Origin of the sequence: Pigmentiphaga sp. H8, assembly GCF_003854895.1 — a bacterium.
Taxonomy (GTDB): domain Bacteria; phylum Pseudomonadota; class Gammaproteobacteria; order Burkholderiales; family Burkholderiaceae_B; genus Pigmentiphaga.
The window spans coordinates 3,331,522-3,357,747 of record NZ_CP033966.1; the positions used below are offsets into that span (position 1 = coordinate 3,331,522).

At 67.4% G+C, this 26,226-nt stretch carries 23 protein-coding genes; all 23 read right to left on the minus strand.

The window, feature by feature from the left end; all coding sequences use genetic code 11:
- Nucleotides 1-978 carry a tripartite tricarboxylate transporter substrate binding protein gene (locus EGT29_RS15750; RefSeq protein ID WP_124689871.1) on the minus strand — a complete coding sequence of 326 codons (978 nt, stop codon included), beginning with the start codon at nucleotides 976-978 and terminating at the stop codon, nucleotides 1-3.
- A gap of 16 nt (nucleotides 979-994) precedes the next feature.
- Entirely contained in the window at nucleotides 995-1,537 is a 543-nt protein-coding gene (locus EGT29_RS15755) for a 3-phenylpropionate/cinnamic acid dioxygenase subunit beta (protein WP_124689872.1), read from the minus strand.
- A gap of 12 nt (nucleotides 1,538-1,549) precedes the next feature.
- Nucleotides 1,550-2,893, minus strand: a complete 1,344-nt coding sequence (locus EGT29_RS15760; RefSeq protein ID WP_124689873.1) for an aromatic ring-hydroxylating dioxygenase subunit alpha — start codon at nucleotides 2,891-2,893, stop codon at nucleotides 1,550-1,552.
- A gap of 184 nt (nucleotides 2,894-3,077) precedes the next feature.
- On the minus strand, nucleotides 3,078-6,779 hold the full coding sequence (locus EGT29_RS15765; RefSeq protein ID WP_161567831.1) for an AAA family ATPase: 3,702 nt from the start codon (nucleotides 6,777-6,779) through the stop codon (nucleotides 3,078-3,080).
- A gap of 408 nt (nucleotides 6,780-7,187) precedes the next feature.
- Nucleotides 7,188-8,402, minus strand: coding sequence for an MFS transporter (locus EGT29_RS15770; protein ID WP_124692381.1), 1,215 nt, complete (start codon nucleotides 8,400-8,402; stop codon nucleotides 7,188-7,190).
- 85 nt (nucleotides 8,403-8,487) lie between these two features.
- Complete coding sequence (pgsA, locus tag EGT29_RS15775) at nucleotides 8,488-9,057, minus strand: CDP-diacylglycerol--glycerol-3-phosphate 3-phosphatidyltransferase (protein ID WP_124689875.1); 570 nt, start codon at nucleotides 9,055-9,057, stop codon at nucleotides 8,488-8,490.
- Nucleotides 9,058-9,118: 61 nt separating this feature from the next.
- A complete protein-coding gene (gene uvrC / locus EGT29_RS15780; RefSeq protein WP_124689876.1) occupies nucleotides 9,119-10,999 on the minus strand; it encodes an excinuclease ABC subunit UvrC in 1,881 nt (626 codons plus the stop codon).
- Between the two features lie 14 nt (nucleotides 11,000-11,013).
- On the minus strand, nucleotides 11,014-12,078 hold the full coding sequence (gene nagZ, locus EGT29_RS15785) for a beta-N-acetylhexosaminidase (RefSeq protein WP_124689877.1): 1,065 nt from the start codon (nucleotides 12,076-12,078) through the stop codon (nucleotides 11,014-11,016).
- Nucleotides 12,079-12,089: 11 nt separating this feature from the next.
- The gene (acpS, locus tag EGT29_RS15790; RefSeq protein WP_124689878.1) at nucleotides 12,090-12,521 is read right to left on the minus strand and encodes a holo-ACP synthase; all 432 of its coding nucleotides are present in this window, start codon (nucleotides 12,519-12,521) and stop codon (nucleotides 12,090-12,092) included.
- Complete coding sequence (gene pdxJ, locus EGT29_RS15795; RefSeq protein WP_124689879.1) at nucleotides 12,521-13,267, minus strand: pyridoxine 5'-phosphate synthase; 747 nt, start codon at nucleotides 13,265-13,267, stop codon at nucleotides 12,521-12,523. Before pdxJ ends, acpS begins: the two co-directional genes overlap by 1 nt.
- 38 nt (nucleotides 13,268-13,305) lie before the next feature.
- A complete protein-coding gene (gene recO, locus EGT29_RS15800) occupies nucleotides 13,306-14,238 on the minus strand; it encodes a DNA repair protein RecO (RefSeq protein ID WP_124689880.1) in 933 nt (310 codons plus the stop codon).
- The gene (era, locus tag EGT29_RS15805; protein WP_124689881.1) at nucleotides 14,231-15,130 is read right to left on the minus strand and encodes a GTPase Era; all 900 of its coding nucleotides are present in this window, start codon (nucleotides 15,128-15,130) and stop codon (nucleotides 14,231-14,233) included. Before era ends, recO begins: the two co-directional genes overlap by 8 nt.
- Nucleotides 15,131-15,132: 2 nt before the next feature.
- The gene (rnc, locus tag EGT29_RS15810; protein ID WP_124689882.1) at nucleotides 15,133-16,110 is read right to left on the minus strand and encodes a ribonuclease III; all 978 of its coding nucleotides are present in this window, start codon (nucleotides 16,108-16,110) and stop codon (nucleotides 15,133-15,135) included.
- Nucleotides 16,111-16,203: 93 nt separating this feature from the next.
- Entirely contained in the window at nucleotides 16,204-17,106 is a 903-nt protein-coding gene (gene lepB / locus EGT29_RS15815) for a signal peptidase I (protein WP_124689883.1), read from the minus strand.
- 37 nt (nucleotides 17,107-17,143) lie between these two features.
- Nucleotides 17,144-18,937 carry a translation elongation factor 4 gene (gene lepA / locus EGT29_RS15820; protein WP_124689884.1) on the minus strand — a complete coding sequence of 598 codons (1,794 nt, stop codon included), beginning with the start codon at nucleotides 18,935-18,937 and terminating at the stop codon, nucleotides 17,144-17,146.
- Nucleotides 18,938-19,164: 227 nt separating this feature from the next.
- Nucleotides 19,165-20,625 carry a DegQ family serine endoprotease gene (locus tag EGT29_RS15825; protein WP_124692382.1) on the minus strand — a complete coding sequence of 487 codons (1,461 nt, stop codon included), beginning with the start codon at nucleotides 20,623-20,625 and terminating at the stop codon, nucleotides 19,165-19,167.
- A 79-nt stretch (nucleotides 20,626-20,704) separates the two neighbouring features.
- Nucleotides 20,705-21,724, minus strand: a complete 1,020-nt coding sequence (locus tag EGT29_RS15830) for a MucB/RseB C-terminal domain-containing protein (protein ID WP_238160012.1) — start codon at nucleotides 21,722-21,724, stop codon at nucleotides 20,705-20,707.
- Nucleotides 21,725-21,735: 11 nt separating this feature from the next.
- Nucleotides 21,736-22,377, minus strand: a complete 642-nt coding sequence (locus EGT29_RS15835; protein WP_341433931.1) for a sigma-E factor negative regulatory protein — start codon at nucleotides 22,375-22,377, stop codon at nucleotides 21,736-21,738.
- An 82-nt stretch (nucleotides 22,378-22,459) separates the two neighbouring features.
- Nucleotides 22,460-23,062, minus strand: coding sequence for an RNA polymerase sigma factor RpoE (gene rpoE, locus EGT29_RS15840; protein ID WP_124689886.1), 603 nt, complete (start codon nucleotides 23,060-23,062; stop codon nucleotides 22,460-22,462).
- Nucleotides 23,059-23,595, minus strand: coding sequence for a hypothetical protein (locus EGT29_RS15845; RefSeq protein WP_124689887.1), 537 nt, complete (start codon nucleotides 23,593-23,595; stop codon nucleotides 23,059-23,061). The genes rpoE and EGT29_RS15845 overlap by 4 nt, the downstream gene beginning before the upstream one ends.
- Nucleotide 23,596: 1 nt before the next feature.
- Entirely contained in the window at nucleotides 23,597-24,826 is a 1,230-nt protein-coding gene (fabF, locus tag EGT29_RS15850) for a beta-ketoacyl-ACP synthase II (RefSeq protein ID WP_124689888.1), read from the minus strand.
- Between the two features lie 144 nt (nucleotides 24,827-24,970).
- The gene (gene acpP, locus EGT29_RS15855) at nucleotides 24,971-25,210 is read right to left on the minus strand and encodes an acyl carrier protein (protein WP_087779058.1); all 240 of its coding nucleotides are present in this window, start codon (nucleotides 25,208-25,210) and stop codon (nucleotides 24,971-24,973) included.
- A 105-nt stretch (nucleotides 25,211-25,315) separates the two neighbouring features.
- Nucleotides 25,316-26,059: a 3-oxoacyl-ACP reductase FabG gene (gene fabG / locus EGT29_RS15860; RefSeq protein WP_124689889.1), complete on the minus strand. Its 744-nt coding sequence runs from the start codon at nucleotides 26,057-26,059 to the stop codon at nucleotides 25,316-25,318.
- Between the last annotated feature and the right edge of the window lie 167 nt (nucleotides 26,060-26,226).

Sequence of the window (26,226 nt, forward strand, 5' to 3'; positions counted from 1 at the left end):
TCACCCTTCGGCGCGGATGTTCGCCAGCCGCGCCACTTCCTTCCACCGCGCCAGTTCGGCCCGGTTGAAAGCGGCATAGGCGGCCGCGTCCTTGGTGGCGACCTGGAAACCCACGGTCTCGAAACGCTGCACGTTCTCGGGCTGCTGCGCGCCGCGCACGATGACCTCGCCCAGTTTGCGGATGACGTCGGGCGGCGTGCCGGCCGCCGCGTAGGCGCCCAGCCAGCTGGTCACGACGAACTCCGGCATGCCCGACTCCATCATGGTCGGCACGTCGGGCAGGTCCTTGGTGCGCTGGGCACTGGTCACCGCGATGGCACGGAGCGTGCCGGCCTTGACCAGGGCATTGACGGCGGGCGCGTTGGCGAACGCCATGTGGACGTCGCCGTTGCGCAGGCCCGAGATGACTTCGCCGCTGGACCGGTACGGGATGTGGATCACCTTGGTGCCGGCCTGGAGGTTGAACAGCTCCGAAGTGAAATGGGCCGAGGTGCCCACGCCGTTGGTGGCGTAGTTCAGCTTGCCGGGGTTGGCCTTGGCGTACTCGATCAGTTCGCTCACGTTGCGCGCTTTTACGTCGCGCCCCACCAGCAGCACGTTGACGAACTCCGCCACCTGCGCCACCGGCGTGAAGCTGGCCTGGGGATCCACCGGCAGATTGGGATTCAGGATGACGGGCAGGATCAGGCCGCCCAGGCCCCCCGACAGCAGCACGTGACCGTCGTGCGGCTGTTGCAGCACGTATTGCTGGGCGATCGTGCCCGTACCGCCGCCCTTGTTCTCGACGATGGCGGGCTTGCCGAGTTCCTTGCTCAGGATTTCCGCCATCAGCCGCCCGGCGATGTCGGTCACGCCTCCCGGCGGATAGGCGACCACGACCTTCATCATGCGCGACGGAAAACCGTCCTGGGCCCACGCGGGACAGCCACCCAGCGCCGCGGCGCCGGCCAGCATCTTCAGCACATCTCGACGATCCATGTTTCGATACCCCCAGTCAGAAGAAGACGGTCAGCGCCTTGCCCAGCAGCACGGTCTGATCCAGCAGGATCTCGCGCCGCAGGACCTTCCAGCCCGATTCGGTGCGGCTCAGCGTATCGTTGCGCTTGCCGACGAACCAGGCCACCTCGGTGTCCAGGCGGTTCTGGTAGACGATGAAGCGCGAACGGGTCCGGATTTCCTCGTCCAGCCCGGAGCCGGACGTCTCCAGGATGCGTACGTTGGTCAGCAGGTGCGAGGTGCGCGAGGCGGGTTCCTCGGCCCAATGCATGCCGGTGTTGATCTGCTCGACCCGCTGGCGCAGCGTCGGCAGGCCTTCGTCGAACCACGCGGCCTCGAGCCCCTCCCGGGTCCGTTCGCGTTCGCGGTTGTCGCGCCTGACGTTGCGCGCGATCGGCATCCAGTAGCGGATGTCCTCGTGCAGCAGCGTCAGCCATTCGTCGAAGCGGCGCTCGTCCAGCAGGTCGGCCTCGCGGTAGAAGAACTGTTCGACCTCGCGCAGCAGGAAGGCGTGGTCGGGATTCAGGTGAGTGTCGGTCATGGCGCGCTCCGCTTATTCGCCGTAGGTGGGCATGAGGTCGTCCCACGAGCGCCCTTCCATGAACTGCGCCCATCTCGCGTAGTAGTTCCGGTTGTTCTCTTCGGTGAACTCGCCCGTCGTCACCGCGCCGCGCAGGCCCGGCACCGGCTTGGCGTGCCCGATGCCCATCTGGTAGTTGTAGTGCAGCGTGCGGGCGATGGTGCCGGTGCTCGACTCGGTGGCGTAGCACCAGTTCTCCATGTCATCGGACTCGGTCATGCCGCCCGGCCCCGAGTAGCGCAGGTAATAGGCGCGCGCCGCGTCCTTCACCTCCTGCGGGGCGTCCTTGTCCACGAGATAGATGCGCCACATCTCGGTCTCGGTCGCGCTGACCGGATGGAACACCGCGATGGTGCGCGGCTGGCGGCCGTGCACGGCCATGTTGGGGAATATGGTGCCCACGCTGTGCAGCACGCGCATGGTGCCGGCCAGGTTCCGCTCGCGTTCCTCGTACACCTTGCGGTAGTACTGCTCCACCTCGGGATAGTTGGCGAAGATGGGCGTATAGGGATTTTCCTCGTAGTACGGCGCGCGTCCGACCAGCCCGTGCCCCAGGTCCTTGAAGGAGATCGACACCCGGTGCGGCGTGGGATCGCGCCGGCCCTTGCCGCCGGGCCCGATGCCGACGACGTCCACCGACCGGTGGCTGATGTCGTGGTAGAGATCGGCGTTGAAGTTCTCGGCCGCGGTCTTCCAGTTGCAGGGAATGCGCCATTTCTGCACGCCGCCTATCATCTCCGATCCGCCCGCGCTGCCGTCGCGATGGTCCAGGGCGAAGTCCAGATACAGCTTCATGTCGCCCAGGTAATCTTCGAACGACGGCGCGTTCTCGTCCCAGGTCGCCCAGATCGTGCCCTTGTAGTTGACCAGCTTGGCCACCGCCTTCAGGCCCCAGTTCTTCTTGTCCAGCTCGCCGTAGTAATGGGTCTTGAAGCCCGGCACGCCGACCAGTTCGCCGGCCCGTTCGACCAGCTTGCCGTCGGTGGAATAGCTCCAGCCGTGATAGGGACAGGTGAAGGTGCGGTTGTTGCCCTGGTCGTAGCGGCACAGCCGCATGCCGCGGTGCAGGCAGCTGTTGAGCAGGACCTGCAGCTGGCCCTGGCGGTCGCGGGTCAGGATGACCGAATCGTTCCCCATCCGGCTGACGAAGTAGTCGTCGGGATTGGGCACCATGCTCTCGTGTCCGACGAACAGCCAGGCACGGGAGAAGATCTGTTCCATCTCTTCCTGGAAGATGTCTTGATTGACGTAGACTTCGCGGCTGACCGTGCCCAGCTCGACGTCGACCAGTTGCTGCGGGGACCACTTCCGACTCATGTGTCGTTCTCCGGATTGCGTGAACGGCGGCGGGGATGCGGGCGCGGCCAGATGGCGCGCCGGCGTCCTGCCGGACATGTGTCTAAGGTAGAGGTGGGGCCTTCGGGTGTCTACGCGGGCCCAGCCATACCGGGTATGGCTGACGTGAATATCGGGCCCGCGCGGCCGGGACGGCGGGGTACCGTCAGCGCAGGGAATGGACCACCCGCGCCCCATAGCGGGACAGCAGGCCGCGCGCGGCGCGGACTTCCCACAGCTGGTCGCCCCCCTGCACGCGCGCCATCATGCGGGCCATCAGCGCCATGTGGTCGGAACTGGGGATGGGGCACGCATAGCGCACCAGGTTGGTCAGCGCGCGCAGCGCCAGCGGCGGGGAGTCCAGCGCGCAGGCGGTGGCCAACGCCCGCTCCAGCCAGGGGCGGAACACGCTGGCCGGCTGTCCCTGGCGGAACAGTTGCTTGCCCTTGATGCGCTCGAATTCGGACTGCACGTAGCGCGCCTGGGTTTGCGTGACCTCGCGCAGCCCGTGCGCCGTGGCGTCCAGCCCCGCGCCCACGTCCTCCACCAGGTCGCAGGCGTCGGTCCAGCGCGCGACCAGCAGCGGCGCGATGCCCTTCATGATGGCGGGAATCCTCTGGACGCAGGAGGCCATCTCCCCCAGCGCCGAGGCATCGCCGCGCACGGCCTTGACCCAGGCCTCGCTGGTCTCGGCGCAGACGGCCCACAGCGGCGTTCCCATTTCGCGCGCGATCTGCAGCGCCTCGGACGACAGGGTGGCGACCTGGTCGACCTCGCGGTTCAGGCGGTGCAGCTCGGTGGCCGACACCAGCGCGTACAGCAGCGAATAGCGGTGGCCGATCCGGCGCGCGTGGGCCACCGATTCGCGCGAGGCCTGCAAGGCATCCTCGACGTGGCCGGTGTGCCAGCAGGCGATGGACAGAACGGCCAGGTTCGTCACGCGGGCGTCCTCGCCCAGGACCAGGTTGGCCTGCTGAGGCTGGTAGGCCTTGGCGCCGTGTTCGAGATCCGCCACGGCTTCGGCGAAGCGCCCCAGGAAAAAATGGCTGTAGCCCCTGGCGTAATAGGCGTGGGACAGAAGATTGGGATCCTCGGCGGCGCCCGCCATCCGCAGCAGCGTTTCTGCCAGCGTCAGCGTCATCGAGAAATTGGCCCACGAGCTGGCGCTGGTCCACAGCCCCCAATAGATCGGGAACAGCCGGGGATCGTCGCCCAGCGGCTGCGCCAGGGTCAGCGCCGACCGGAAGGTCTCCACCGCCTGCTCGGAACCGAAGCCGTAGAGCGCGCACAGCTGGATGCCGAACTCCATCCGGATGCGCAGTTCCTCCATGATGGCGTCTATCCCCTCGCCCTGGCGCTCGAACCATTCCAGGGCGCTGCGGTAGTAGCTGACGGCCTCCCGATAGGCGCACTGCGCGGCCGCCTTGCGCGCCGCCTCGAGCAGGTACTTGACCGCGGGGGCGCGGCTGCCTGCGCCGGAGTAATGCCAGGCCAGCACCTCGGGACTGCCCTCGGCCAGGCTCGACTCGAGCCGCCGGGCCAGGCGCGCATGCGCCTGGACGCGCGCCACCCGCGTCTGCGACTGGTAGGCCGCCTCGCGCAGCAGGGCATGGCGGAAGGTGTAGGTTTTCTCGTCGCAGCGCACGATGATGTTCTGGCGCAGCATGATGGCAAGCGCCTCGGCCAGTTCGGCGCGCGGCTCGCCCGTGGCCTCGGCCAGCAGGTCCAGCGTGAAGTCGCCGCCCACCACCGAGGCGAACTGCGCGACGTGGCGCGCCCGGCCCACGCTGTCGATGCGGGCCATCAGCAGGTCCTGCAGCGAGGCCGGCAGCGACCAGGGCGCCACCGGGTCGCGCCGTTCCGCCAGCACGTCGCGTGTCAGTTCCTCGGCATACAGCGGTATTCCTTCGGAAAGCTTGATGATGTCGCGCAGCAGGTCCGCATCGATGTCCTTGCCCTCGGCCACCGCGTGGACCAGGTCGACGACCGCGAAATCGTCCATGGGCCCGAGATCGAGATGGTCGACCTCGACCGAGTGCTTCCAGGGCGGCACGAATTCGGGACGGGCGGTGATCAGCAGCATCCTGTCGGGCAAGGGACACTCCACCAGCAGCGCCAGGACGTCGCGCGTGGACGGATCGGCCCAGTGCACGTCGTCGAAGCAGATCACGCCGCCCGGGGGCACCATCACGCGCAGCAGCTCATGGCACAGCGAGCCGATCTCTTCCACGCCGCCGGGCCCGCCCGGCCCCGGCGCGCCCATCTGCGCCCCGGCCAGCATGCGCTCGCCGATTGCGTCGAGTATGCGCTCCGCGCTTTCAGGCAGGCCGGGCTGCTCGGCGGCCAGGCGCTCGCGCCAGGCGCGCATCCAGCGCACGAAGGGATGGTAAGGCATCTGCCTGAGCGCGGACGAGCACTGCAGGACCACGCGCTCGACCTGCAGGGTGTCGCAGAAATGCTCGACCAAAAAAGACTTGCCGAGTCCCGCCTCGCCCCGCACCAGGCCGACGTAGCCCCCTCCCCGGTGGTACGCATCGACCAGCCGCGCCATTTCCTCGTCCCGCCCGCAGAACGCTCGCGCCGCCTCCGGCCGTTGCGGGGAACGCTGTCCGCTGACCAGGAACACGTCCACCTCGACCCCGCGGGAACGGTCGGTCAGTTGTCCCGCCGATTCGGTGCTGTATCCGTCGCCCAGCAGGTGCAGGGTGACGTCGCTCACGGCCACGCCGGATCCCCCGGCCATGGCGCCGAGCTGGAAGGCCAGGCGCGACACCATGCCGCCGGCGTCGGGCACGTCGTTCTCGGTGGAACTGATGGCGATGCCGGTATGCACGCCCAGGGCCGCGCGCACCGGCAGGTTCGTCGATTCGTCGCCCCATTGCCGCGACCAGATGCTGTCGTGGCAAAGCAGCGCCGCCGTCACGGCACGCCGCGCGGCGTCTTCCTGCGCGAAGGGATAGCCGAAGTAGCCCAGCAGGCCGCTGGGCATGCGCACCACGTGCGCGCCGGCGGCCCGCAGCGTGGGCTCGCAACAAGCCATCAGCTGGTGCTGGACCTCGGCGATGTCCTCGGGTTCGCCGGTCACCTCGAACTCGCACGACAGCACGGTCAACTGGCGCCGCTCCCCCAGCGGCGCCTGCCGACGCGTGCCGGCCTCGCGGCCCGCGGCGGGCGTCTCCAGCAACGCGGCCACGGCGGCATCCGGGGCAGCGCCCAGTTCCATGTCGAGCAGGTGGCGATAGCGCTGGAATTCCCGTCTTGCCCGGTCCAACTGGCCGGCCTTTACCAGCAGGCGCAGCATCTGGTGCCAGGCCGCGTCGTCCAGCGGCGCCACGGCCACCCATTGCTCGGCGCATTCGATGCCGGCCTGCAGGTTCCCTTCCCGCTCGTGGCTTTCGACCAGCATCCCCAAGGCCTGGAGATAGCGCTGGTGATACTGTTCGCGGCGCATCTGCACCCAATTGCCGAAATCGGGCGCGTCGTCCAGCTCCAGTCCCTGGAGGAACTCGCCGCGATACAGCGCCACCGCATGGGCGATGCGTTCAGCATCGATGATCGCGCCCATGGCCAGGGCGCGCTGTTCGCTGTCCAGGACGGACGTGAAGGCCCCCACGTCGGTCCACAGCCCGGCCTCTGCCCGCAGCCGCAGCACGTCGCGGCTGCTTTCGATGGCATCGGGCTTGAGCGCGTCTTTCAGCAGGAACAGCATGCGCCGCAGATTCTCCCGGCCGGCCTGCACGCTGGCGTCGGGCCACAGCAGGAAGGCAAGCGCCTCGCGCGTATGGAAGCCACCCTCCAGCGCCAGGTACGCCAGCAACGCTCTTGCCTTGTTGTAACGAATGGAAAGCGGTCCATCCGCGCTTTCCATGGCCAAGGGCCCCAACAGGTACAAAGAGAGCGAAGATCGCATAGCTTCTGGGATGCCGCGCAATAGAAATCCGAAGGGAATCGCATCGTGGGAAGAAGGCCCGCCAGGGGCTTCCCAGCTGGCCGCCGCCCCGGCTTGCGGCTCATGCGTGACGCGCCAGGCTGGTGCCGAGCATGCCGGAGTTTTTTTCCTGGTTCTTTACACCACTTTAAAGTGATTTAAATACATCATTTATAGACCGCTTTCCAGGGGCTATCGTTCCGTAAATCTTTTCCAATTGAAAAGAATGTCACAATCATGCGAGTTTGGCATGTGCAACATGTTTCAGTCGGTTTTGCGACCACAAAGGAAAGATCGGACGACCCGCCGGGAACGAGGGAAGTCCCCGCTTCCGGCGGGCATGGCCCGTCAGTGCGCGCGCCGGGCCTTGGCGGCGATCAGCGCGGCGAAGAAGGCCGCCAGGCAGAACGCAAGAAACGCGCCCAGATAGGGCCCCTGCCGCAGGCCCGCGTCCAGCATGACGCCGAAGGCGAGCGGCGCCAGCGCCGAGCCCGTGTCCATGCCGGAATAGACCAGTCCGTAGACCGACCCCGTGGCGCCGCGCGGCGTGACGCGGCGTACCAGCATGTCGCGGGACGGGCCCGCGACGCCCGCGCACAACCCCGCCAGGGCCACGCAGGGCACGGCCGCCGCCGCCGGCAGCCAGCCCATGGCCAGCAGGGCCAGCAGCGCGCCGGCCGCCACGAAGGACATGCCGACGATGCGCTCGCTGTGGGGGCCGCTGGAAACCAGGAAGCCGCCCAGCACCATGCCGCAGGCGCCGGCCACCATGTAGCCGGACAGCGCCGTGCTGGCGGTCACGCTGGAGATGCCGTAGATGGATCCCAGGATCGGAATGGTGTAATTCTGGACCGCCGAGATCGCCACGGACGAGAACATGAAGAACAGGAAGGCGCCCCAGACCACGGGATTGACCAGCAGCGCGCCCAGCGAGGTGCCGGCCGCGGCCGCTTCCAGGCGGCGGCCGCGGGCCGGCCGGCGCGCCGCCTCCACCGCCAGCAGGCGCCGGCCCACCACCGTCATGGTCAGGATGACCGCTACCAGGAGGCCCGCGCCGAAGGCGGCCACGCGCCAGTTGAACAGGTGGGTAAGCGTCGTGATGAATATGGGCGTGGTGGCCCAGCCCAGGTTGCCGGTGATGCCGTGCGCGCTGAAGGCATGCCCCAGGCGGGGGTTGCTGACGCGGCGGTTGAGGATGGAGAAATCGACGGGGTGGAAGACCGAGTTGCCGATGCCGGCCACCACGGCCCCCGCCATCAGCCAGCCATAGTTGCTGGCCAGGCCCAGCAGCAGGCCCGCCACGACGAAGCAGGCCAGCCCGAACCACAGGACGGGACGCGCGCCCGCCCGGTCCACCACGAAGCCGGAACTGGCCTGGCCCACGCCCGAGATCGCATAGAACACCGCGACCAGGACCCCCAGTTCGGCGAACCCCAGTCCGAACTCCGTCGCCAGCGGCGCGAACAGCGAAGGAATCACCAGTTGGAAAAAATGGGAACTGGCATGGGCGATTCCCACCAATCCGATGACCTTCCAGTCGAGCCTGCGCCGGGCGAACTTCATCCCGGGGGCGGCCAATGCTTGCTGCACGTCGTCTCCTGCTTCTTGCACTGCGGCCTGCGCCGCGAATCCTGCCCCTGCCGGCGCCCTAAGTCGATCGCCGGATGACCGGCCAGGCCCGCTGCAGGTAATACATCATCGACCACACCGTCAGCACGGCGGCGATCTCTATCAGCCGCGATCCCCACCACAGCAGGTCGATACCCAATACGCGCCCGCCATACAGCAGGCACGGGATGGCCGTCATTTGCGCCGCGGTCTTGAACTTGCCCAGCCAGTGCACGGCGACGCTGGTGCTGGCGCCGATCTTGGCCATCCACTCGCGCAGGGCCGAAATGGTGATCTCGCGGCCGATGATGACCAGCGCGATCATGGCGTCGACCCGCCCCAGGTTCAGCAGCACGAGCAGCGCCGCGCTGACCATGAGCTTATCGGCCACGGGGTCCAGGAAGGCGCCGAACGAGGAAGTCTGGTTCAGCCGCCGCGCCAGCCAGCCGTCCAGCCAGTCCGTCAGCGCGGCGAAGATGAACATGCCCGTGGCCACCGCATCGCGCACGGCCGTGGGCAGCACATGCTCCGGTACGTAGTACACGCTGACGACCAGCGGGATCATGGCGATCCGCACCCAGGTCAGGATAATCGGCAGGTTCAGAGGCATGGTCGAATGCTAACAGGCTACGGGGAAAAGTTCTCGGGAAGGCTGGGGCTGTGGACAGGCCCTAGTGCAATTGCCGGTGGATGCGCTCGGCCAGCTCCAGGGAGATGCCCTCGACGGACGCCAGGTCCTCCACGCTGGCCGAGACCACCCCGCGCAGGCCGCCGAAGCGCGCCAGCAGACGCTGCCGGCGCTTGGCGCCGACGCCCTCGATTTCCTCCAGCCGCGACACGTTGCGGGTCTTGGCCCGCCGCGCACGCATGCCGGTGATGGCGAACCGGTGGGCCTCGTCGCGGATCTGCGCGACCAGCATCAACGCGGCCGATTCGCCCCCCAGCGCCAGCGGCTCGCGGCCGTCGGCGAAGATCAGCGTTTCCAGGCCGACCTTGCGCCCTTCCCCCTTGGCGACGCCGACCAGCAGGCCGATGTCCAGCCCCAGTTCGGCGAATACCTGGCGGGCGATCTCGACCTGCCCCTTGCCGCCGTCGATCAGCACGACGTCGGGCATGATCCCGCCCCCGTCGGCGATTTTCTCGTAGCGGCGGGTCAGCACCTGCCGCATGGCCGCGTAGTCGTCGCCGCCGGTGATGTCGTCGATATTGTAGCGACGATACTCCTTGGGCTGCATCGCGTGGTGGTGATAGACCACGCACGAGGCCTGCGTCGCCTCGCCCGCCGTATGGCTGATGTCGAAGCACTCCATGCGCAGGGTTTCCAGCGCGGCCTCGTCGGCGTCTATGCCCAGCACCTGGGCCAGGGCGGCGGTGCGCGCCTGCTGCGACCCGGCCTCGGCCAGCACGCGCGCCAGCGCCAGTTCGGCGTTCTTCCTGGCCTGTTCGAGCCAGCTCTTGCGCACGCCCTGCGGCTGCTTGACCAGATTGACCTTCGAGCCGGCCTGCTCCGCCAGCATCGCGACCAGGTCGGCGTCGGGCAAGGGATGCGACACCACGATGGTGCCGGGCAAGGCGCGGTCGATGTAGTGCTGGGACAGGAAGGCCTCCAGCACCTCGGCGGGCGAATCGCCGTCGGTATGCGTGGGGAAGAAGGCCTTGTCGCCCAGGTGGCGCCCGCCCCGTATCATCGCCAGGTTCACGCAGACCTTGCCCCCCTGCATGTCGACCGCGATCACGTCGGTATCGCCGCTGCCCCCTTCCATGGTCTGCTGGTGCAGCACGCGGGACAGCGCCGACAACTGATCGCGCAGCGTGGCGGCTTCCTCGAAGCGCATCTCCTGCGACGCGGCGAACATCCGGGTCTCGATGTCGGTCAGCACGGCCTGGGTCTGGCCGCGCAGGAACTGCGTGGCCCGCTCCACGTCCAGCGCGTAGTCCTCGGGCGAGACCAGGCCTACGCAGGGCCCGGAGCAGCGATGGATCTGATAGAGCAGACAGGGCCGCGAGCGGTTGGCGAAGACGGTGTCCTCGCAGGTACGCAGGCGGAAGACCTTCTGCAGGATCTGGATGCTTTCGCGCACCGCCCACACGTTGGGGAACGGGCCGAAATACTGGTTGGCGCGATCGGTGGCCCCGCGGTAGTAGGCGATGCGGGGAAAGGCGTGGCCGCTGACCTTCAGGTAGGGATAGGACTTGTCGTCGCGGAACAGGATGTTGTAGCGCGGCGCCAGCGATTTGATCAGGTTGTTTTCCAGCAGCAGGGCCTCGGCCTCGGATCGCGTCACGGTGACCTCGACGCGCGTCACCCGGGCCAGCATGTGCGCGATGCGCGGGCTGCCCACCTGCTTCTGGAAATACGAGGACACGCGCTTCTTCAGGTCGCGCGCCTTGCCGACGTACATCACCTCGCCTTCCGCGTTGATATGCCGGTACACGCCCGGCAGGTGCGGAAGCTGCGCCAGGAAGGACTTGATGTCGAAGGCCTCCGGGGCGTCTTGCGGGGCCGCCGGCGTTTCCGGAGCCTGGGTCTCGTCCTGCTTGTGGCCGGCCATGTCCCGCCCTTCCCTCAGGCGCCGGCCCGCGCCAGCGCCTGGACCGCCTTGCGGGCCTTGCGATAGGCCGGATCGGCCGTCAGCGTCTGCCAGTCCCGGGCGGCGAATTTCGGCTTGAGCGAACGGATGCGCGCCACCGAGGCCGGATCCTGGGCCCACTCGAGCCGGCCCAGCAGGTCGTCCGCCAGGTCGGGCCGGTTGCAGACCAGCACCATGTCGCAGCCCGCGCGCAGCGCGGCCATCGCCCGGCCATGGATGTCGCCCGCCACCGAGGCGCCTTCCATGGTGAGATCATCGGAGAACACCACGCCGCCGTACTGGAGGCGCTTGCGCAGCACGGTCGTCACCCACTTGCGCGAGAACCCGGCGGGCGATTTGTCGACCTTCGGATAGATGACGTGCGCCGGCATCACGGCGCCCAGGATGGCGTCGCCCAGCCAGCGATAGGGCTGGGCGTCCTCGCCCAGCACCTCGTCCAGCGCCCGGTCGTCCACCGGGATTTCATGGTGGGAATCGGCCGCGGCAAAGCCGTGGCCGGGGAAATGCTTGCCGCAGGCGGACATGCCGGCCAGCGCCAGGCCCTGGATCAGCGCGCGGGCCAGCATGGCCACCACGCGCGGGTCGCGGTGGAAGGAGCGATCGCGGATGACCCGGCTTTCGCCGAAATCCAGGTCCAGCACCGGCGTGAAGCTCAGGTCCACGCCGCAGGCCCGCAATTCGGCGGCCAGCACCCGGCCGGTATCGGTCGCCATGCGCATGGCTTCGAGCGGATCGCTTTCCCACAAGCGGCCCAGGGCGCGCATGGGCGGCAGCGCGGTGAAGCCGTCGCTGCGGAAACGTTGGACCCGTCCGCCCTCGTGGTCGACCGCGATCAGCAGCGGCTCGCCGCGCGCGGCATGGATGTCGGAGGTCAGCCTGGCCAGTTGCGCCCGGTCGCGGAAATTGCGGGCGAACAGGATCGCCCCGCCCACCAGCGGATGGCGCAGCCGCTCGGCCTCGGCGGCGGTCAGCTCGAGACCCGCCACGTCCACCATCACGGGGCCGGGGGCAAACGAAGAGGAAGCAAGGGATGCAGTCATGATCGGATTCTTCACGGGCGCCGCGTCTCGACGATGACGTAGGCCGCAACCATGTCGTGTTCGTCGGTCAGCGACACGTGGGCGGCGCCGAAGCGCGCCTCGTACCAGGTCTTGAGCGGCTCGGCCAGGACCACGATGGGCCGTCCGCCGGGAGCGTTGAGCGTCTGCATGCGGCGCCAGGTCATGGGCATGCGCATGCCCAGTCCCACGGCCTTGGAAAAGGCCTCTTTGGCGGCGAAACGGGTGGCCAGGAAACGCACGCCGCGCTGCGGGTCGCGGTTCCTGCGCGCGGTGAATTTCGCGAATTCCTCGGCGCCCAGGATCTTCTGCGCGAAGCGGTCGCCGCGCCGGGCCAGGGCCTGTTCGATGCGCTCGACCCGCAGCAGGTCGATGCCGATGCCGGCCAGGGCGGGAAGCGCGCCGTCGCGCAGCGACTCGGGCATCAATGCGCCGGTCTCGGCAAGGCGCCGCTGCGCGCGGTGATCATCAGGGCCTTCATCTCGCGCACCGCGGCCTCCAGGCCGCTGAACACGGATTGGGCGATGATGGCATGGCCGATGTTGAGCTCGGCGATGCCATCCAGGGCCGCGACCGGCTGCACGTTCTCGTAGTGCAATCCGTGGCCCGCGTTGACCCGCAGGCCCTGCCGCAGCCCGACCGCCACCGCATCCCGGATGCGCGCCAGCTCGCGCTGCGCCGCATCGGCCACGGCCTCGGCATAGGCGCCGGTGTGCAGCTCGATCACGGTCGCGCCCGTGCGGGCGGCGGCCTCGATCTGATCCGCCTGCGGATCGATGAACAGCGACACCCGCACGCCGGCGTCGTGCAGGCGCGACACGGCGGCCTTCACCTCGTCGAAATGCCCCAGCACGTCCAGCCCGCCTTCGGTGGTCAGCTCCTGGCGCTTCTCGGGCACCAGGCAGACGTCCTGCGGCCGGATCCGGCAGGCGATCGCCAGCATCTCCGGCGTGATCGCGCACTCCAGGTTCATGCGCGTGCGAAGCTTGCCCCGCAGGCTTTCGACATCCGCGTCCTGGATGTGCCGGCGGTCCTCGCGCAGATGCAGGGTGATCAGGTCCGCCCCGGCTTCCTCGGCCACCAGCGCGGCCCGGACCGGATCCGGGTAGGAAGCGTGCCGCTGCTGCCGCAGCGTCGCCACGTGATCGATATTGACGCCCAGATCAATCATAGATATCCAACAATTCCGTCCATTCAGCCCACTCTCGCCTATCGGTCGGCGATTTTTCCAGGATGCGGTGGATCCGGCTCCGCCGGTCCACCCGCATCGCCACCCGGGGGACGCGCGTCGGCGCGTAGGGGCGGGAAACTCCTCAGGTCGTGCAGGACCTGCCGCGTCGACATCGGCCGGCCATTCATATGATAGTCCAGCCGTTCCCGCAGCAAGCGGCGCAGCTCGGGCTCGGCCGCGACATCGTCGAAGCGGCCCTCGGCCAGCGCCAGCAGCGATTCGCCGGTGATGGGCGTGCCCGACTGCGGCGCTTCGGGCTCTTCCTGCTCCGGCCCCGCCTCCAGCGGGACACGGTAGCGGGCCCCTGCCCGCACGGGCTCGTCCGCGCCCGTGGCGGCCGGGTCGAAGCCATAGCCGATCTCGCACAGCAGCCGCCATTCGAACGCCCGCAAGGCCCCCGACAGCCGGGGATGCGCGGCCAGGCGGGACAAGGCCTCGACATAGGCGTCGTACAGCGACTCGTGGGGATCGTCGCGCCCCAGCAGGCGCAGCAGCAGTTCGTTCAAATACCAGCCCGACATGGCCGCCGCGCCCTGCAAACGCTGCGGGGCCCCGAACCACTCGGCCCGCACCAGGGTCTTGATCTCGCCGGCACCGCTCCAGGACAGGCTCAGCCGCTGGAAGGCGATCAGCACCGGCCGCAGCGCCGAATGGGGCCGCTTCGCGCCCTTGGCCACCAGCGCCAGCCTTCCATGGGAACGCGTGAACACGTCCAGGATCAGCGAGGTTTCGCGATAGGGATAGCTGTGGATCAGGAAGGCGGGAACATCGTCCACCCGCTGCCCGCGGACGCGCGGACGCGCCTGCTTGGCCGGCGCGGGGGCGGCCCCCAGGGGCGTCCGCCGGAACAGCGATCCTGCGGCGTCGGGCAAGATCTCGTCCGGCGCCACGGGATCCTGGGAATTACTCATAACCCAGGTCGCGCAGCGCGCTTTCGCGCTCGGCCCAGCCCTTGCGCACCTTTACGTAGATTTCCAGGTGCACCGGCTTGTCGATCAGCTTGGCGATGTCCTGCCTGGCCTCGGTGGCGATGCGCTTCATCCGTTCGCCGCCCGTACCCAGCAGGATCGGCCGGTGGCTGTCCCGGTCGACGATCACGCAGGCCGCGATGCGGGTCACGCGGGGCTGCTCTTCCCATTGCTCGATGACCACGGTGGAACCGTAGGGCAACTCGTCGCCGACCAGGCGGAAGATCTTCTCGCGGATGAGTTCGCTGGCGATGAAGCGCACCGGCCGGTCGGTCAGGGTGTCTTCCTCGAACATGGGCTCGCCTTCGGGCAGGCCCTTGGCGATTTCGTCCAGCAGATGGTCGAGCTGGCGCGACTTGGCGGCGCTGACCGGCACGACGGCATCGTAGGGGTGCAGCCCCATGATGCGCGATACGTAGGGAAACAGCGCGTCGCGGTCCTTGAGCAGGTCGGTCTTGTTCACGGCCAGGATGCGCCGCGCCCGCGCCGGCAGCAGGGGCAGCAGGTTGGCGTCGCCCTCGGACCACTTGCCGGCCTCGACCACGTGCACCACGGCGTCCACGTCGGCCAGCGCCTGGGTCACCACCCGGTTCATCATGCGGTTCATCGCGCCGCCGTGGCGGGTCTGGAACCCGGGCGTGTCGACGAACACGAATTGCTCGGGGCCTCGCGTGAAGACGCCGTGGATGCGGTGGCGCGTGGTCTGCGCCTTGCGCGAGACGATGCTGACCTTGGCGCCGATCAGCGCGTTCAGCAGGGTCGACTTGCCCACGTTGGGCCGGCCGACGATGGCGACGAAACCGCAGCGGCTGGCGGTGGAGGAATCTGAAGACATGGTCATTTCTTGACAGCGGGCTGGCTCGAGGCGGACAGGGTCTCGCCCGCAGGCTGCGGCGCCGAAGGTACTGCCTGGGGTTCTTTCCGGGGAGCGGCCGCCGGGACCGGCGCCTTGCCTTCGGCCGCCTGGGTCGAGGTGATCTTGGCGACCGGCGCCTCGGTGACGACGGGCGCCTTGGCGGCAATCGGCGCGGCGGCCGAGGCGGCGCCCTCTCCAGCCTTGGCCGAATCGTCCGGCACTTCCTGCGCCACCGCCACCGGCAGCGACAACTGCGCCGTCTTGCGCGCACGAGGCGAGCGCTTGGCGGGCGTCGGGTTGGCGGCCAGCGCCGCCTCCAGTGCCTGCTTGGCGGCCGCCTGCTCGGCGGCGCGGCGGCTGCCGCCTATGCCGACCACCTGCACATCCAGCTTGGGGATGGCGCACTCGACTTCGAATTCCTGGCTGTGGGCCGCGCCGTGCGTGGCCACCACCGTGTAGACCGGCAGCGCAATCTTGCGGCCCTGCAGGTATTCCTGCAGCAGCGTCTTGGCGTCCTTGCCCAGCGTCTTGGGATCGACGGTTTCGAGCACCGGCTTGTAGAGTCGGGCGATTACCGCGCTGGCCGCATCGAAGCCGCCATCCATGAAGATGGCGCCGAAGATGGCCTCGAGCGTGTCGGCCAGGATGGAGGGCCGGCGGAAACCGCCGCTTTTCAGCTCGCCTTCGCCCAGCCGCAGGAAACGCGACAGTTCCACCCGCTGCGCGATATCCGCCAGCGACGCCTGCTTGACCAGGTTCGCGCGCAGGCGGGACAGGTCGCCTTCGTCGATGCGGGCGAAGCGGTCATACAGCAAGGAGGCGATCGCGCAATTCAGCACGCTGTCGCCCAGGAATTCCAGGCGCTCGTTGTGCCTGCTGCTATGGCTGCGATGCGTCAGCGCCTGCTCCAGCAGGCTCTTGTTCTTGAAACTGTAGGCGAGGCTGGTTTCGAGGGTCATGGCTCCCCCCTGCGCGCTGCGGGCGCTTGCAATGGGGTGCGACAGGCGGAGGTAGGCGACGAGTTCATGCGGTGCGGCGCATGGCGCAAGACATCAATGGAAGCGGCCAATCCGTTTCAGGTCCCCGAAGTTCATCCAGACGAAAAACGCCTTGCCCACGATATTCGAATCCGGCACGAAACCCCAATACCGGCTGTCCGCGCTGTTATCCCGATTATCGCCCATGACGAAATAATTGCCTGCGGGCACTTTGCAACGCACGCCCTCGCGGGAATATTCGCAAGCGTCCCGGTTCGGAAAGCCGCCAAACGGATCGATTTCCGGCGAACGCCGCTCATCTATCAATATCTGGTGTTCTACACCTTTGATATTTTCGTTATACAACGCGGCATAGGAAACCCGGTCGGGGTCGAAGTATTCCCCTATTTTCTTCGTGGGTATTTCCTGGCCATTGATGGTCAACCGCTTGTTCAGGTAGGCCACTTCGTCGCCCGGCACGCCGATCACGCGCTTGATGTAGTCGACCTGCGGATCGACCGGATAGCGGAAGACGACGACGTCGCCGCGCTGGGGGTCACCCAGCGGGACGACCTTCTTGTCCACGATGGGCAGGCGCAGGCCGTACGAGAACTTGTTGACCAGGATGAGATCGCCGATCTGCAGCGTGGGGATCATCGAGCCGGATGGGATGCGGAATGGCTCGACCACGAACGAGCGCAGCACGAATACGAACAGGATGACCGGGAAGAAGCTGACCGAATACTCCACCCACCACGGCATCTTGCCGGCGCGGTCCACCACTTCCTGGCGCTGGCGCACGACTTCGGTCTCGCCGCTGGCGGCGCGTACCGACTGGGCGCGCCCGGCGTCGAACTCGGCGGCGGCGCGGGCCATGCGGGCGGCGCGCTGCGGGCGCAGCGATACGCGGTCGAATGCCCAGACGATGCCGGTCACGACCAGCAGCACGAACAGGATCAGCGCGAAATTCAGGCTCATGCCGCCTTCCCCTCGATATGATTCACAACACCGCGGTTCATTTGTCCTCCACCTGCAGAATGGCCAGGAAGGCCTCTTGCGGAATCTCGACGCTGCCGACCTGCTTCATGCGCTTCTTGCCGGCCTTTTGCTTTTCGAGCAGCTTCTTCTTGCGGGAAATGTCCCCGCCGTAGCACTTGGCCAGCACGTTCTTGCGCAAGGCCTTGACGTTCTCGCGCGCGATGACCTCGGCGCCGATGGCGGCCTGGATGGCCACGTCGTACATCTGGCGGGGAATCAGCTCGCGCATGCGGGCGGTCACGTCCCGTCCGCGGGCGCGGGCGTTGGCGCGGTGCACGATGAGCGACAGCGCGTCGACCTTGTCGCCGTTGATCAGCAGGTCGACTCGCACCACGTCGGCGCTGCGGTATTCCTTGAACTCGTAGTCCATCGAGGCATAGCCCCTGGACACGGACTTGAGCTTGTCGAAGAAGTCCAGGACGATCTCGGCCAGCGGGATCTCGTAGGTCAGGTGGACCTGGCGGCCGTGGTAGGCCATGTTGATCTGGATGCCGCGCTTGGCCGTGCACAGGGTGATGACCGGCCCCACGTACTCCTGCGGCATGAACAGCGTGACCGTGACGATGGGCTCGCGCACGTCGGCGATCTTGCCCACCTCGGGCATCTTGGACGGGCTGTCGACGGTGACCACCGACCCGTCGCGCAGCTCGACCTCGTAGACCACCGACGGCGCGGTGGTGATGAGGTCCATGTCGAACTCGCGCTCGAGCCGCTCCTGCACGATTTCCATGTGCAGCAGCCCCAGGAAACCGCAGCGGAAGCCGAAGCCCAGCGCCTGCGACACCTCGGGGTCGTACATCAGCGCGGCGTCGTTGAGCTTGAGCTTTTCCAGCGAATCGCGCAGCGAGTCGTACTCGCTGGATTCGACCGGGTAGAGGCCAGCGAACACCTGCGGCTTGATCTCCTTGAAACCCGGCAGCGGCGTGGCCGCCGGCTTGGAGGCGTGGGTGATGGTATCGCCCACCTTGGCGTGCTTGAGTTCCTTGATGCCGGCGATGATGAAACCCACTTCCCCCGCCGACAGGTGCGTGCGGGCCTCGGACTTGGGCGTGAACACGCCGACCTGCTCGCACAGGTGGGTTGCCCCCGTGGCCATCAGCAGCAGCTTTTCCTTGGGCTTGAGCACGCCGTTGATCACGCGCACCAGCATCACCACGCCCACGTAGTTGTCGAACCACGAATCGATGATCAGCGCCTGCAGCGGTTCGGTGGCGCTGCCCTCGGGCGGCGGGATACGGGCGATGACCGCGTCCAGGATGTCGTCGATCCCCATGCCGGTCTTCGCGCTGGCCGGGATGGCGTCATCCGCGGGGATCCCGATGACTTCCTCGATTTCCTGCTTGGCGGTTTCCGGATCGGCCTGCGGCAGGTCCATCTTGTTCAGCACCGGCACGACCTCGACGCCCAATTCGATGGCCGTATAGCAGTTGGCAACGGTCTGCGCCTCCACGCCCTGGGAGGCATCGACCACCAGCAGCGCGCCCTCGCAGGCCGACAGCGAGCGGCTGACTTCGTACGAGAAGTCCACGTGCCCCGGGGTGTCGATCAGGTTCAGGTTGTAGGTCTTGCCGTCCCGCGCCTGATAGTGCAGCGCGGCGGTCTGAGCCTTGATCGTGATGCCGCGCTCGCGCTCGATGTCCATCGAGTCGAGTACCTGGGCCTCCATTTCCCGATCCGACAAGCCCCCGCAGCGATGGATGATGCGGTCGGCAAGCGTCGATTTGCCGTGGTCGATGTGGGCAATGATGGAGAAATTGCGAATGTGCTGCATGCGATCCAAGTAGTAAGCCCACCCCCTACGCGCTGCGCGCGCCCCTTCAAGGGGGCGCGGCACTGGCTGACCGGCGAGGCCGGGTCCGCGGTGCCCTTGGGGATTTGCAAAAAAAGGGGGCGCAACGCGCCCCGCCTGTATCAGCCGTGCGGGACGTTCCCGCACGGCCTGCCCGATAGATATGTCGCGACCCGGCATTTTACCGCCGAGCGCGAATGTCTGCCCGACTACCTCGTGGGCCGTATCGGCACCCACTGGGTCAGGTCGTCGCGCCGGACCAGCACGCCATGGACCTTGTTCCGGTCGATCTTGGCCACCAGCCCGTTGAACTGCGACGCGCCGGTGATTTCGGTATTGTCCAGCGCCAGGATGACATCCCCCTGGCGGATACCGGCCCGGGCGGCGGGACCGTCGGCGGCATCCACCTGCACCCCGCCCCGGACTCGCAGCTCGCGGCGGCGGGCGGCCGGCAGGTCGGACACCGCCAGGCCCAGCACGTTGGTCTTCTGGGCCTGGCTGCCGCCCTCGTCCTGGCGGGCGGCGGCGGCCTTGTCCGGCTCGAGTTCGCCCACGGTGATGGACAGGTCGCGGGTGCTGCCACGCCGCCAGACCTGAATCGTGGCCTTGGTGCCCGGCTTGGTCTCGCCCACCGTGCGCGGCAGGTCGGACGAACGCTCGATGGTCTTGCCGTTGAACTTCAGGATGACGTCGCCCGGCTCGATCCCGGCCTTCTCGGCGGGACTGCCCGGCTCCACCATGCCCACCGAGGCGCCGGCCGTGCGGCCCAGCCCGATGGCATCGGCGACTTCCTTGCTGACTTCGCCGATCTGCACGCCGATGCGGCCACGGATGACCCGCCCGCTGGAACGCAGCTGGTCGACCACGCGCATGGCTTCGTCGATGGGAATGGCCAGCGAAATGCCCATGAAGCCGCCGCTGCGGGAGATGATCTGCGAATTGATGCCCACCACCTCGCCGCGCATGTTCAGCAGCGGGCCGCCGGAGTTGCCGGGGTTGACCGCCACGTCGGTCTGGATGAACGGCAGGTAGTCGCCCGTATCCCGGCCGGTGGCGCTGACGATGCCCGCGGTAACGGTGGAATCGAGCCCGAATGGCGAGCCGATGGCCATCACCCACTCGCCCTTGCGCAACTGGGTGGGATCGCCGGGCTTGAGCGGGGTCATGCCCGCGGCCTCGACCTTGATCAGGGCCACGTCGGTGCGTTCGTCCGAGCCGATGACCTTGGCCTTGAATTCGCGGCGGTCCGTCAGCGTGACGTAGATGTCGTCGGCGCCGTTGACGACGTGGTGGTTGGTCAGGATGTAGCCGTCGGCCGAGATGAAGAACCCCGATCCCACGCCACGCGGCACCTCCTGGCCCTCGTCATTGTTGCCCGGAGGGGTCGGCTGCCGGGGCCCCCGGCCGGGAGGCACGAAATCGGGGCCGAAGAACCAGCGGAAAAGCTCGTAGGGATCCTGGCCGCCCCCGCCGCCATAGGGGCCGCGCGCCACGGCCCGGGCGGTGGTTCGGATGTTGACCACGGCCGGATCGGCCTTGGCCACCAGATCGGTGAAATCAGGCAGGGCCCGAGTCTGCGCCTGGGCCGCCGGCTGGCCGGCCACCAGCAGCAACGCGGCGAACAAGGCCAGCAGCAACGCGGTGCCCAGGGTCGAGCACACCCGTTTCATTGGATGCGGATAGCGCGCAGCACCATGGAAAACTGACATGTAAGCTCCGGGTAAAGAAAAGGCAGGAAACCGGCAGCACTCAGGGCTTGCGCGCGGCCACCGGCGTATAGCTTATCGAATCGGCGATCTGCTGGATCGTGCCCAGGGGCGCCTCGCCCAGCACGGTGATCCAATGGTCGCCCAGGCGGCGCCCCACCACGTTGATAGCGCCGCGGACGCCCGGCCCGACCTGCTTGGGATGCGATTCGCTATAGGGTTCGATGAAGACGGAGATCGCCGCCAGGCCATCCGAGAGCATGACCTGCTTGACGTCGGGCTTGCCGCCCATCGACCGCTGGACTTCCATCATCCTGTGGAAACCCACCGGCTCGCCCACCTTCCAGCCGAGATCGGCCAGCTTGACCGGCTTGAGCTGCGTGCGCACGACGCGCCAGCCCTCGGTCTTCCAGCGCGGCTTGAGCTGCTTGCGGTCGACATCCGCCCCCACCTGCAGCGCGATGAACGCGACCTGCTCGACCACCTCGTCCTCGGGCGACAGGGTCTGGGCTCGCAGCAGCAGCCCGGAACTGCTGTCGGCGCACAGCCGGTAGCCATAGCGGTCGTTGTCCCGGGGACGCAGGGTAATGACCTGGCAATCGCGGTCGGCCACGCGCTCGGGCTCGGCCTCGACGCTGACGTCGTAGTGTTCGCCCAGTTGGTCCGGACCGCCTATCATCAGGCCGGGAAAACGGTCGCGGGCGGTGCGCGTCTCGATCAGCACCGCGCGCTTCTGCGGCAGCAGGCACTGGATCTCGTCGTCCTTGCGCAGAAACTCCAACGGCTGGCCGTCGAGCAGTTCCAGCCGCTCGTGCTCGCTCTTGCCGTCGTAGACGTGGGTGATGCGGGAAGACTGCATCGAGGCGCCCTGCTGATACGCGAAGACGCCGGAATAATTGAGTTCCCGGGCCGAGGACTGAATGCGCTGCAACAACCCGGTGCCATCGGCCGGAACCGCGGGGGCCGAGGACTGCGCCTGGGACGCGATCGTCACCAGGCACAACATGGCGAACGCCAGGGAACGCGTGGACCACACCACGGCCGAACGACTAACCTCCGACACGAGACCTTCCTTCAACGTTGCCCTGCGGCGGGTTCGAAAGAGGTGGCCGACACCTGCCGGATGGCGCTCCGGCCAGCGATCTGCCGGTGAGCCTCGAGGTACTCGCCCAGCGAAACGTCGACCACCGGCGCGGCCCGGCGAGCGGCCGGCGCGGCGACCTGGGCGATGGCCGGCGCGGCGGCCGGCTGGGCGCTGGCGGAAAACTCGACCGGCGCACCCTGCCCGCCGAAATAGGGCTGGGCGATCCAGGTGACCGAGGCGACGGCGGCCGCGGCGGCCAGGCCGGGAAAACCATAGCGCGTCATGAAGCGGCGGGAGACCGTCCGTCGGGGGGCCGCGACGATGGGCGCCTCGTGTTCGAGCGCTTCGAGGAAGCGCTGATGGAAGCCGGACGACATGGGCAGCGCCAGTTCGGGCGTGCGCACCACGTCGCCGACCAGATGGTACAGGTCCCAGTCGGCGCGGCCGCCGCCCGTAGCCAGATAGGCGGACACGGCCGCCTTCGCTTCATCGGCCTCGTCGGCGAGTTCGCCGTCCATGTAGGCCGACAGCCATTCCTCTACCCGGGCCCGATTCAACCCGTCCAGTTCGTCCTGCGCAGACGCGGCCGTTTCCTGGCCGAAACCGACGGACTCATTCCGATGCGATGTCACCTGCATTTCCATAACCTCCGGGGCTGCCGATTGCCCGGTTACCTGCCATTTTGCCCAAAATCCATGCCCTGCTCTCCCCCGGCTACCAACGCCTGTCGTCCTGGGTATCCAGCAGAGGCCGCAACCGGGCCGCAATTGCCTCGCGCGCCCGGAAGATCCGGGATCGCACGGTGCCTATGGGACATCCCATCGACTGGGCGATATCCTCATAGCTCATTCCTTCAATCTCGCGCAACACGATAGCCGTTCGCAACTCTTCGGGAAGAGCCTCGATCGCCAAATTGACCGTTTCGGCAATTTCGCGGGTCGCCATCATGGATTCTGGCGTATTGATATCGCTTAGGTTGTCGGTTTCGTCGAAAGTTTCACCGTCCTCGTTCTCATATTCGGACGGCGAGCTGGGACGCCGGCCCGAAGCCACCAGATGGTTCTTGGCGGTGTTGATCGCGATGCGGTAGAGCCAGGTGTAGAACGCGCTTTCCCCGCGAAACTGCGGGAGCGCGCGATAGGCCTTGATGAAGGCCTCCTGGGCGACGTCTTCAATTTCGCTGGGATCGCGGATGAAACGCGACAACAGGCGCAGGATCTTGCGTTGATACTTCAGCATCAACAGCTCGAACGCCTTCTTGTCGCCCCGCTGCACGCGGGCGACCAGCTCGGCGTCGATCTCGCGTTCGCTCGTCATGCCGGGGTTCCCAGGCGGGGATCACGGGCCTGGGGCGCGACCAGCAGGCCCTCGCCCCGCTGCTCGGTCCAGGCGACGGCTATGCGCAGCTGCCGCCACTCCCCGGCATCCAGGCTGTCGGCCCATACGGTAAGCGTCGCCCGCGCGGGCGGCTGGAGCCGTCCCGGCGGCGGCGCGAGATCGCCTTGCAGCGTCAGCCAGCCCAGGGGGGAACGCCAGATGCGATGCGGCCGGAAACGCCGCCAGCCCTGCCGGTCGGCCAACGACCAGTTGCCGCCGGCGTCGACGGCAAGCGCGCGAAACGACAGGCGCGCCCGGCGCTGGCAGCCAATGGCGCCCAGCGCCAGGCCCAGGCCGGCGGCCGGGGCTGCCGCCCAGGCCAGCGGCGAACCGGCCAGCGCGAACCAGGTCCCGGCGGCCGCGGCCCATCCCGCTGCCAGGGCGATGCAATGCCCCAGCAGGCCGGCGCGGCGCGAAGGCCGCAGATGCGCCAGCATGGACAGGCCGGAGGGTGCCGCCCCGAGATCGTTCAAATCAGACCTTGCGCACGATCATCGTGCCGTTGGTACCGCCGAACCCGAAGGAGTTCGACAGCGCGACGTCGATCTTCATCTGCCGCGCCTGGTTGGCGCAGTAGTCGAGATCGCACTCGGGGTCCTGATTGAAGATGTTGATGGTGGGCGGAGCAATCTGGTTGTAGATGGCCAGCGTCGTGAACACCGCTTCGATGCCGCCGGCGGCACCCAGCAGGTGGCCCGTCATGGACTTGGTCGAGCTGACCACGATCTGCTTGGCGTGGTCGCCGAAGGCCAGCTTCAGGGCTTCGGTCTCGTTCTTGTCCCCCAGCGGCGTCGACGTGCCGTGGGCATTGACGTAGTGGACCTCTTCCTTGTTGATCCGGCCGTTGCGCAGCGCGTTGACCATGCCGCGGCAAGGACCTTCGCGATCGGGCGCCGTGATGTGGTGGGCGTCGGAACTCATGCCGTAGCCGGCGAATTCGCCGTAGATGCGCGCGCCGCGCTTCTTGGCGTGTTCGTATTCCTCGAGCACCAGCACGCCCGCGCCCTCGCCCAGCACGAAGCCGTCGCGATCGCGGTCCCAGGGCCGCGAGGCCGTCTTGGGGTCGTCGTTGCGGGTGGACAGCGCGCGCATGGCGGCGAAGCCGCCGATGCCCAGCGGCGACACGGTGGACTCGGCGCCGCCGGCCAGCATGACGTCGGCATCGCCGTATTCGATCAGGCGCGCGGCATCACCGATGCTGTGCAGGCCGGTGGTGCACGCCGATACCACGGCGTAGCTGGGCCCCTTCATGCCGAAGCGGATCGACAGCTGGCCCGAGATCAGGTTGATCAGCGACGCCGGGACGAAATAAGGCGAAATGCGGCGCGCACCGCGCTGCAGGTAATCGGCCTCGGTTTCCTCGATGCGGGGCAGGCCGCCGATACCCGAGCCGACGATGACGCCGACGCGCTCGGCGTTGGCATCGGTGATTTCAAGCCCGCTGTCCTTCAAGGCCTGCACGCCGGCCGCGATGCCGTAATGGATGAAGGTATCCATCTGGCGCACTTCCTTGGCGGGCACGAACTGGCTCGCGTCGAACCCTTTGACTTCACCGGCGATATGGCAGTTGAAATCGGTGGGATCGAAGCGGGTGATGCGGTCTATGCCTGAACGGCCGTTGACGATGTTGTCCCATGCGGAGGCGATGTCATTGCCCACAGGGGAAACGATACCGAGACCGGTGATGACGACGCGTCGCTTCACTGACTACTCCTCAAGTGCGCGGAGAAAAAGCGAATCCGGCAGCTGCCCTCCCGCCGTTGACTCCGGCAAGGTCGCGCATGGCCGCGCCGAACTTAAAAAACGAAGGCGGCCGATGAGCCGCCTGCGTCATCGCACGAAAACGACTTACTTCTTGATGTGCGCGCCAACGTAGTCGATGGCTTGCTGCACGGTCGTGATCTTCTCGGCTTCCTCGTCGGGAATCTCGGTCTCGAACTCGTCTTCGAGCGCCATGACGAGTTCCACCATATCGAGCGAATCGGCACCGAGGTCGTCGACAAAAGAAGATTCGTTCTTGATCTCGGCTTCGTTGACGCCGAGTTGCTCAGCGACGATCTTCTTGACGCGCTGTTCGATGCTATCCATGGAGATCCTCCAAAAGGGTCTATATCTAACTGAATTATAGCCAAGCTCGCTTGTCTAAAGCGGCCCGGCCGGACGAATGCATATCGCGGTTGCAATACGCGGAAATCAATTCATGTACATGCCACCGTTGACGTGCAGGGTGGCGCCGGTTACATATCCGGCCCCCGGCGACGCCAGGAAGGCGACGCTGTGGGCGATGTCTTCGGGACGGCCCAGGCGGCCCAGCGGGATCTGTCCCAGCAGGGCACCGGTCTGCTCGTCCCCCAGGGCACGGGTCATGTCGGTATCGATGAAACCCGGCGCCACGCAGTTGACGGTAATGTTGCGACTGCCCAGTTCCCGCGCCAGGGCGCGGGTCATGCCGGCCACCCCGGCCTTGGCGGCGGCGTAGTTCGCCTGGCCGGCGTTGCCGCTGGCCCCCACCACCGAGGTCACGTTGATGATACGGCCCCATTTGGCCTTCATCATCCCCCGCATGACGGCACGCGACAGGCGGAACACCGCCGTCAGATTGGTGTCGATCACCGCCGACCAATCCTCGTCCTTCATGCGCATCGCGAGTGTATCCCGGGTGATGCCGGCGTTGTTGACCAAAATGTGCAGACCGCCGTCGGCCTTGCCGATTTCGTCCACCAGCGCGTCGACCGCCGCGGCGTCGTTCACCTGCAACACCACGCCACGGCCCTTGGCCGGGAACCCGCCCAGCGCCTCCGTGATGGTGTCGGCGCCGGCCTGGGTCGTCGCGGTCCCGATCACGGTCGCGCCCCGCGCGGCCAATTCCGCCGCGATCGCCTTGCCTATCCCCCGCGACGCGCCCGTCACCAGCGCGACCTTGCCTTGCAATTCCATGATTTTTCCTTATCTCACCCCGGCGCGCCCCAGCGCCCCAGACTATCCATCCAACCCCGAGTTACCCCCCCGTTCCTGCTTTTGCCAGGACGCGGTGGATCCGGCTCCGCCGGTCCACCCGCATCGCCCCCTGGGGGGCGCGCGAAGCGCGTAGGGGGGGGGGGAGC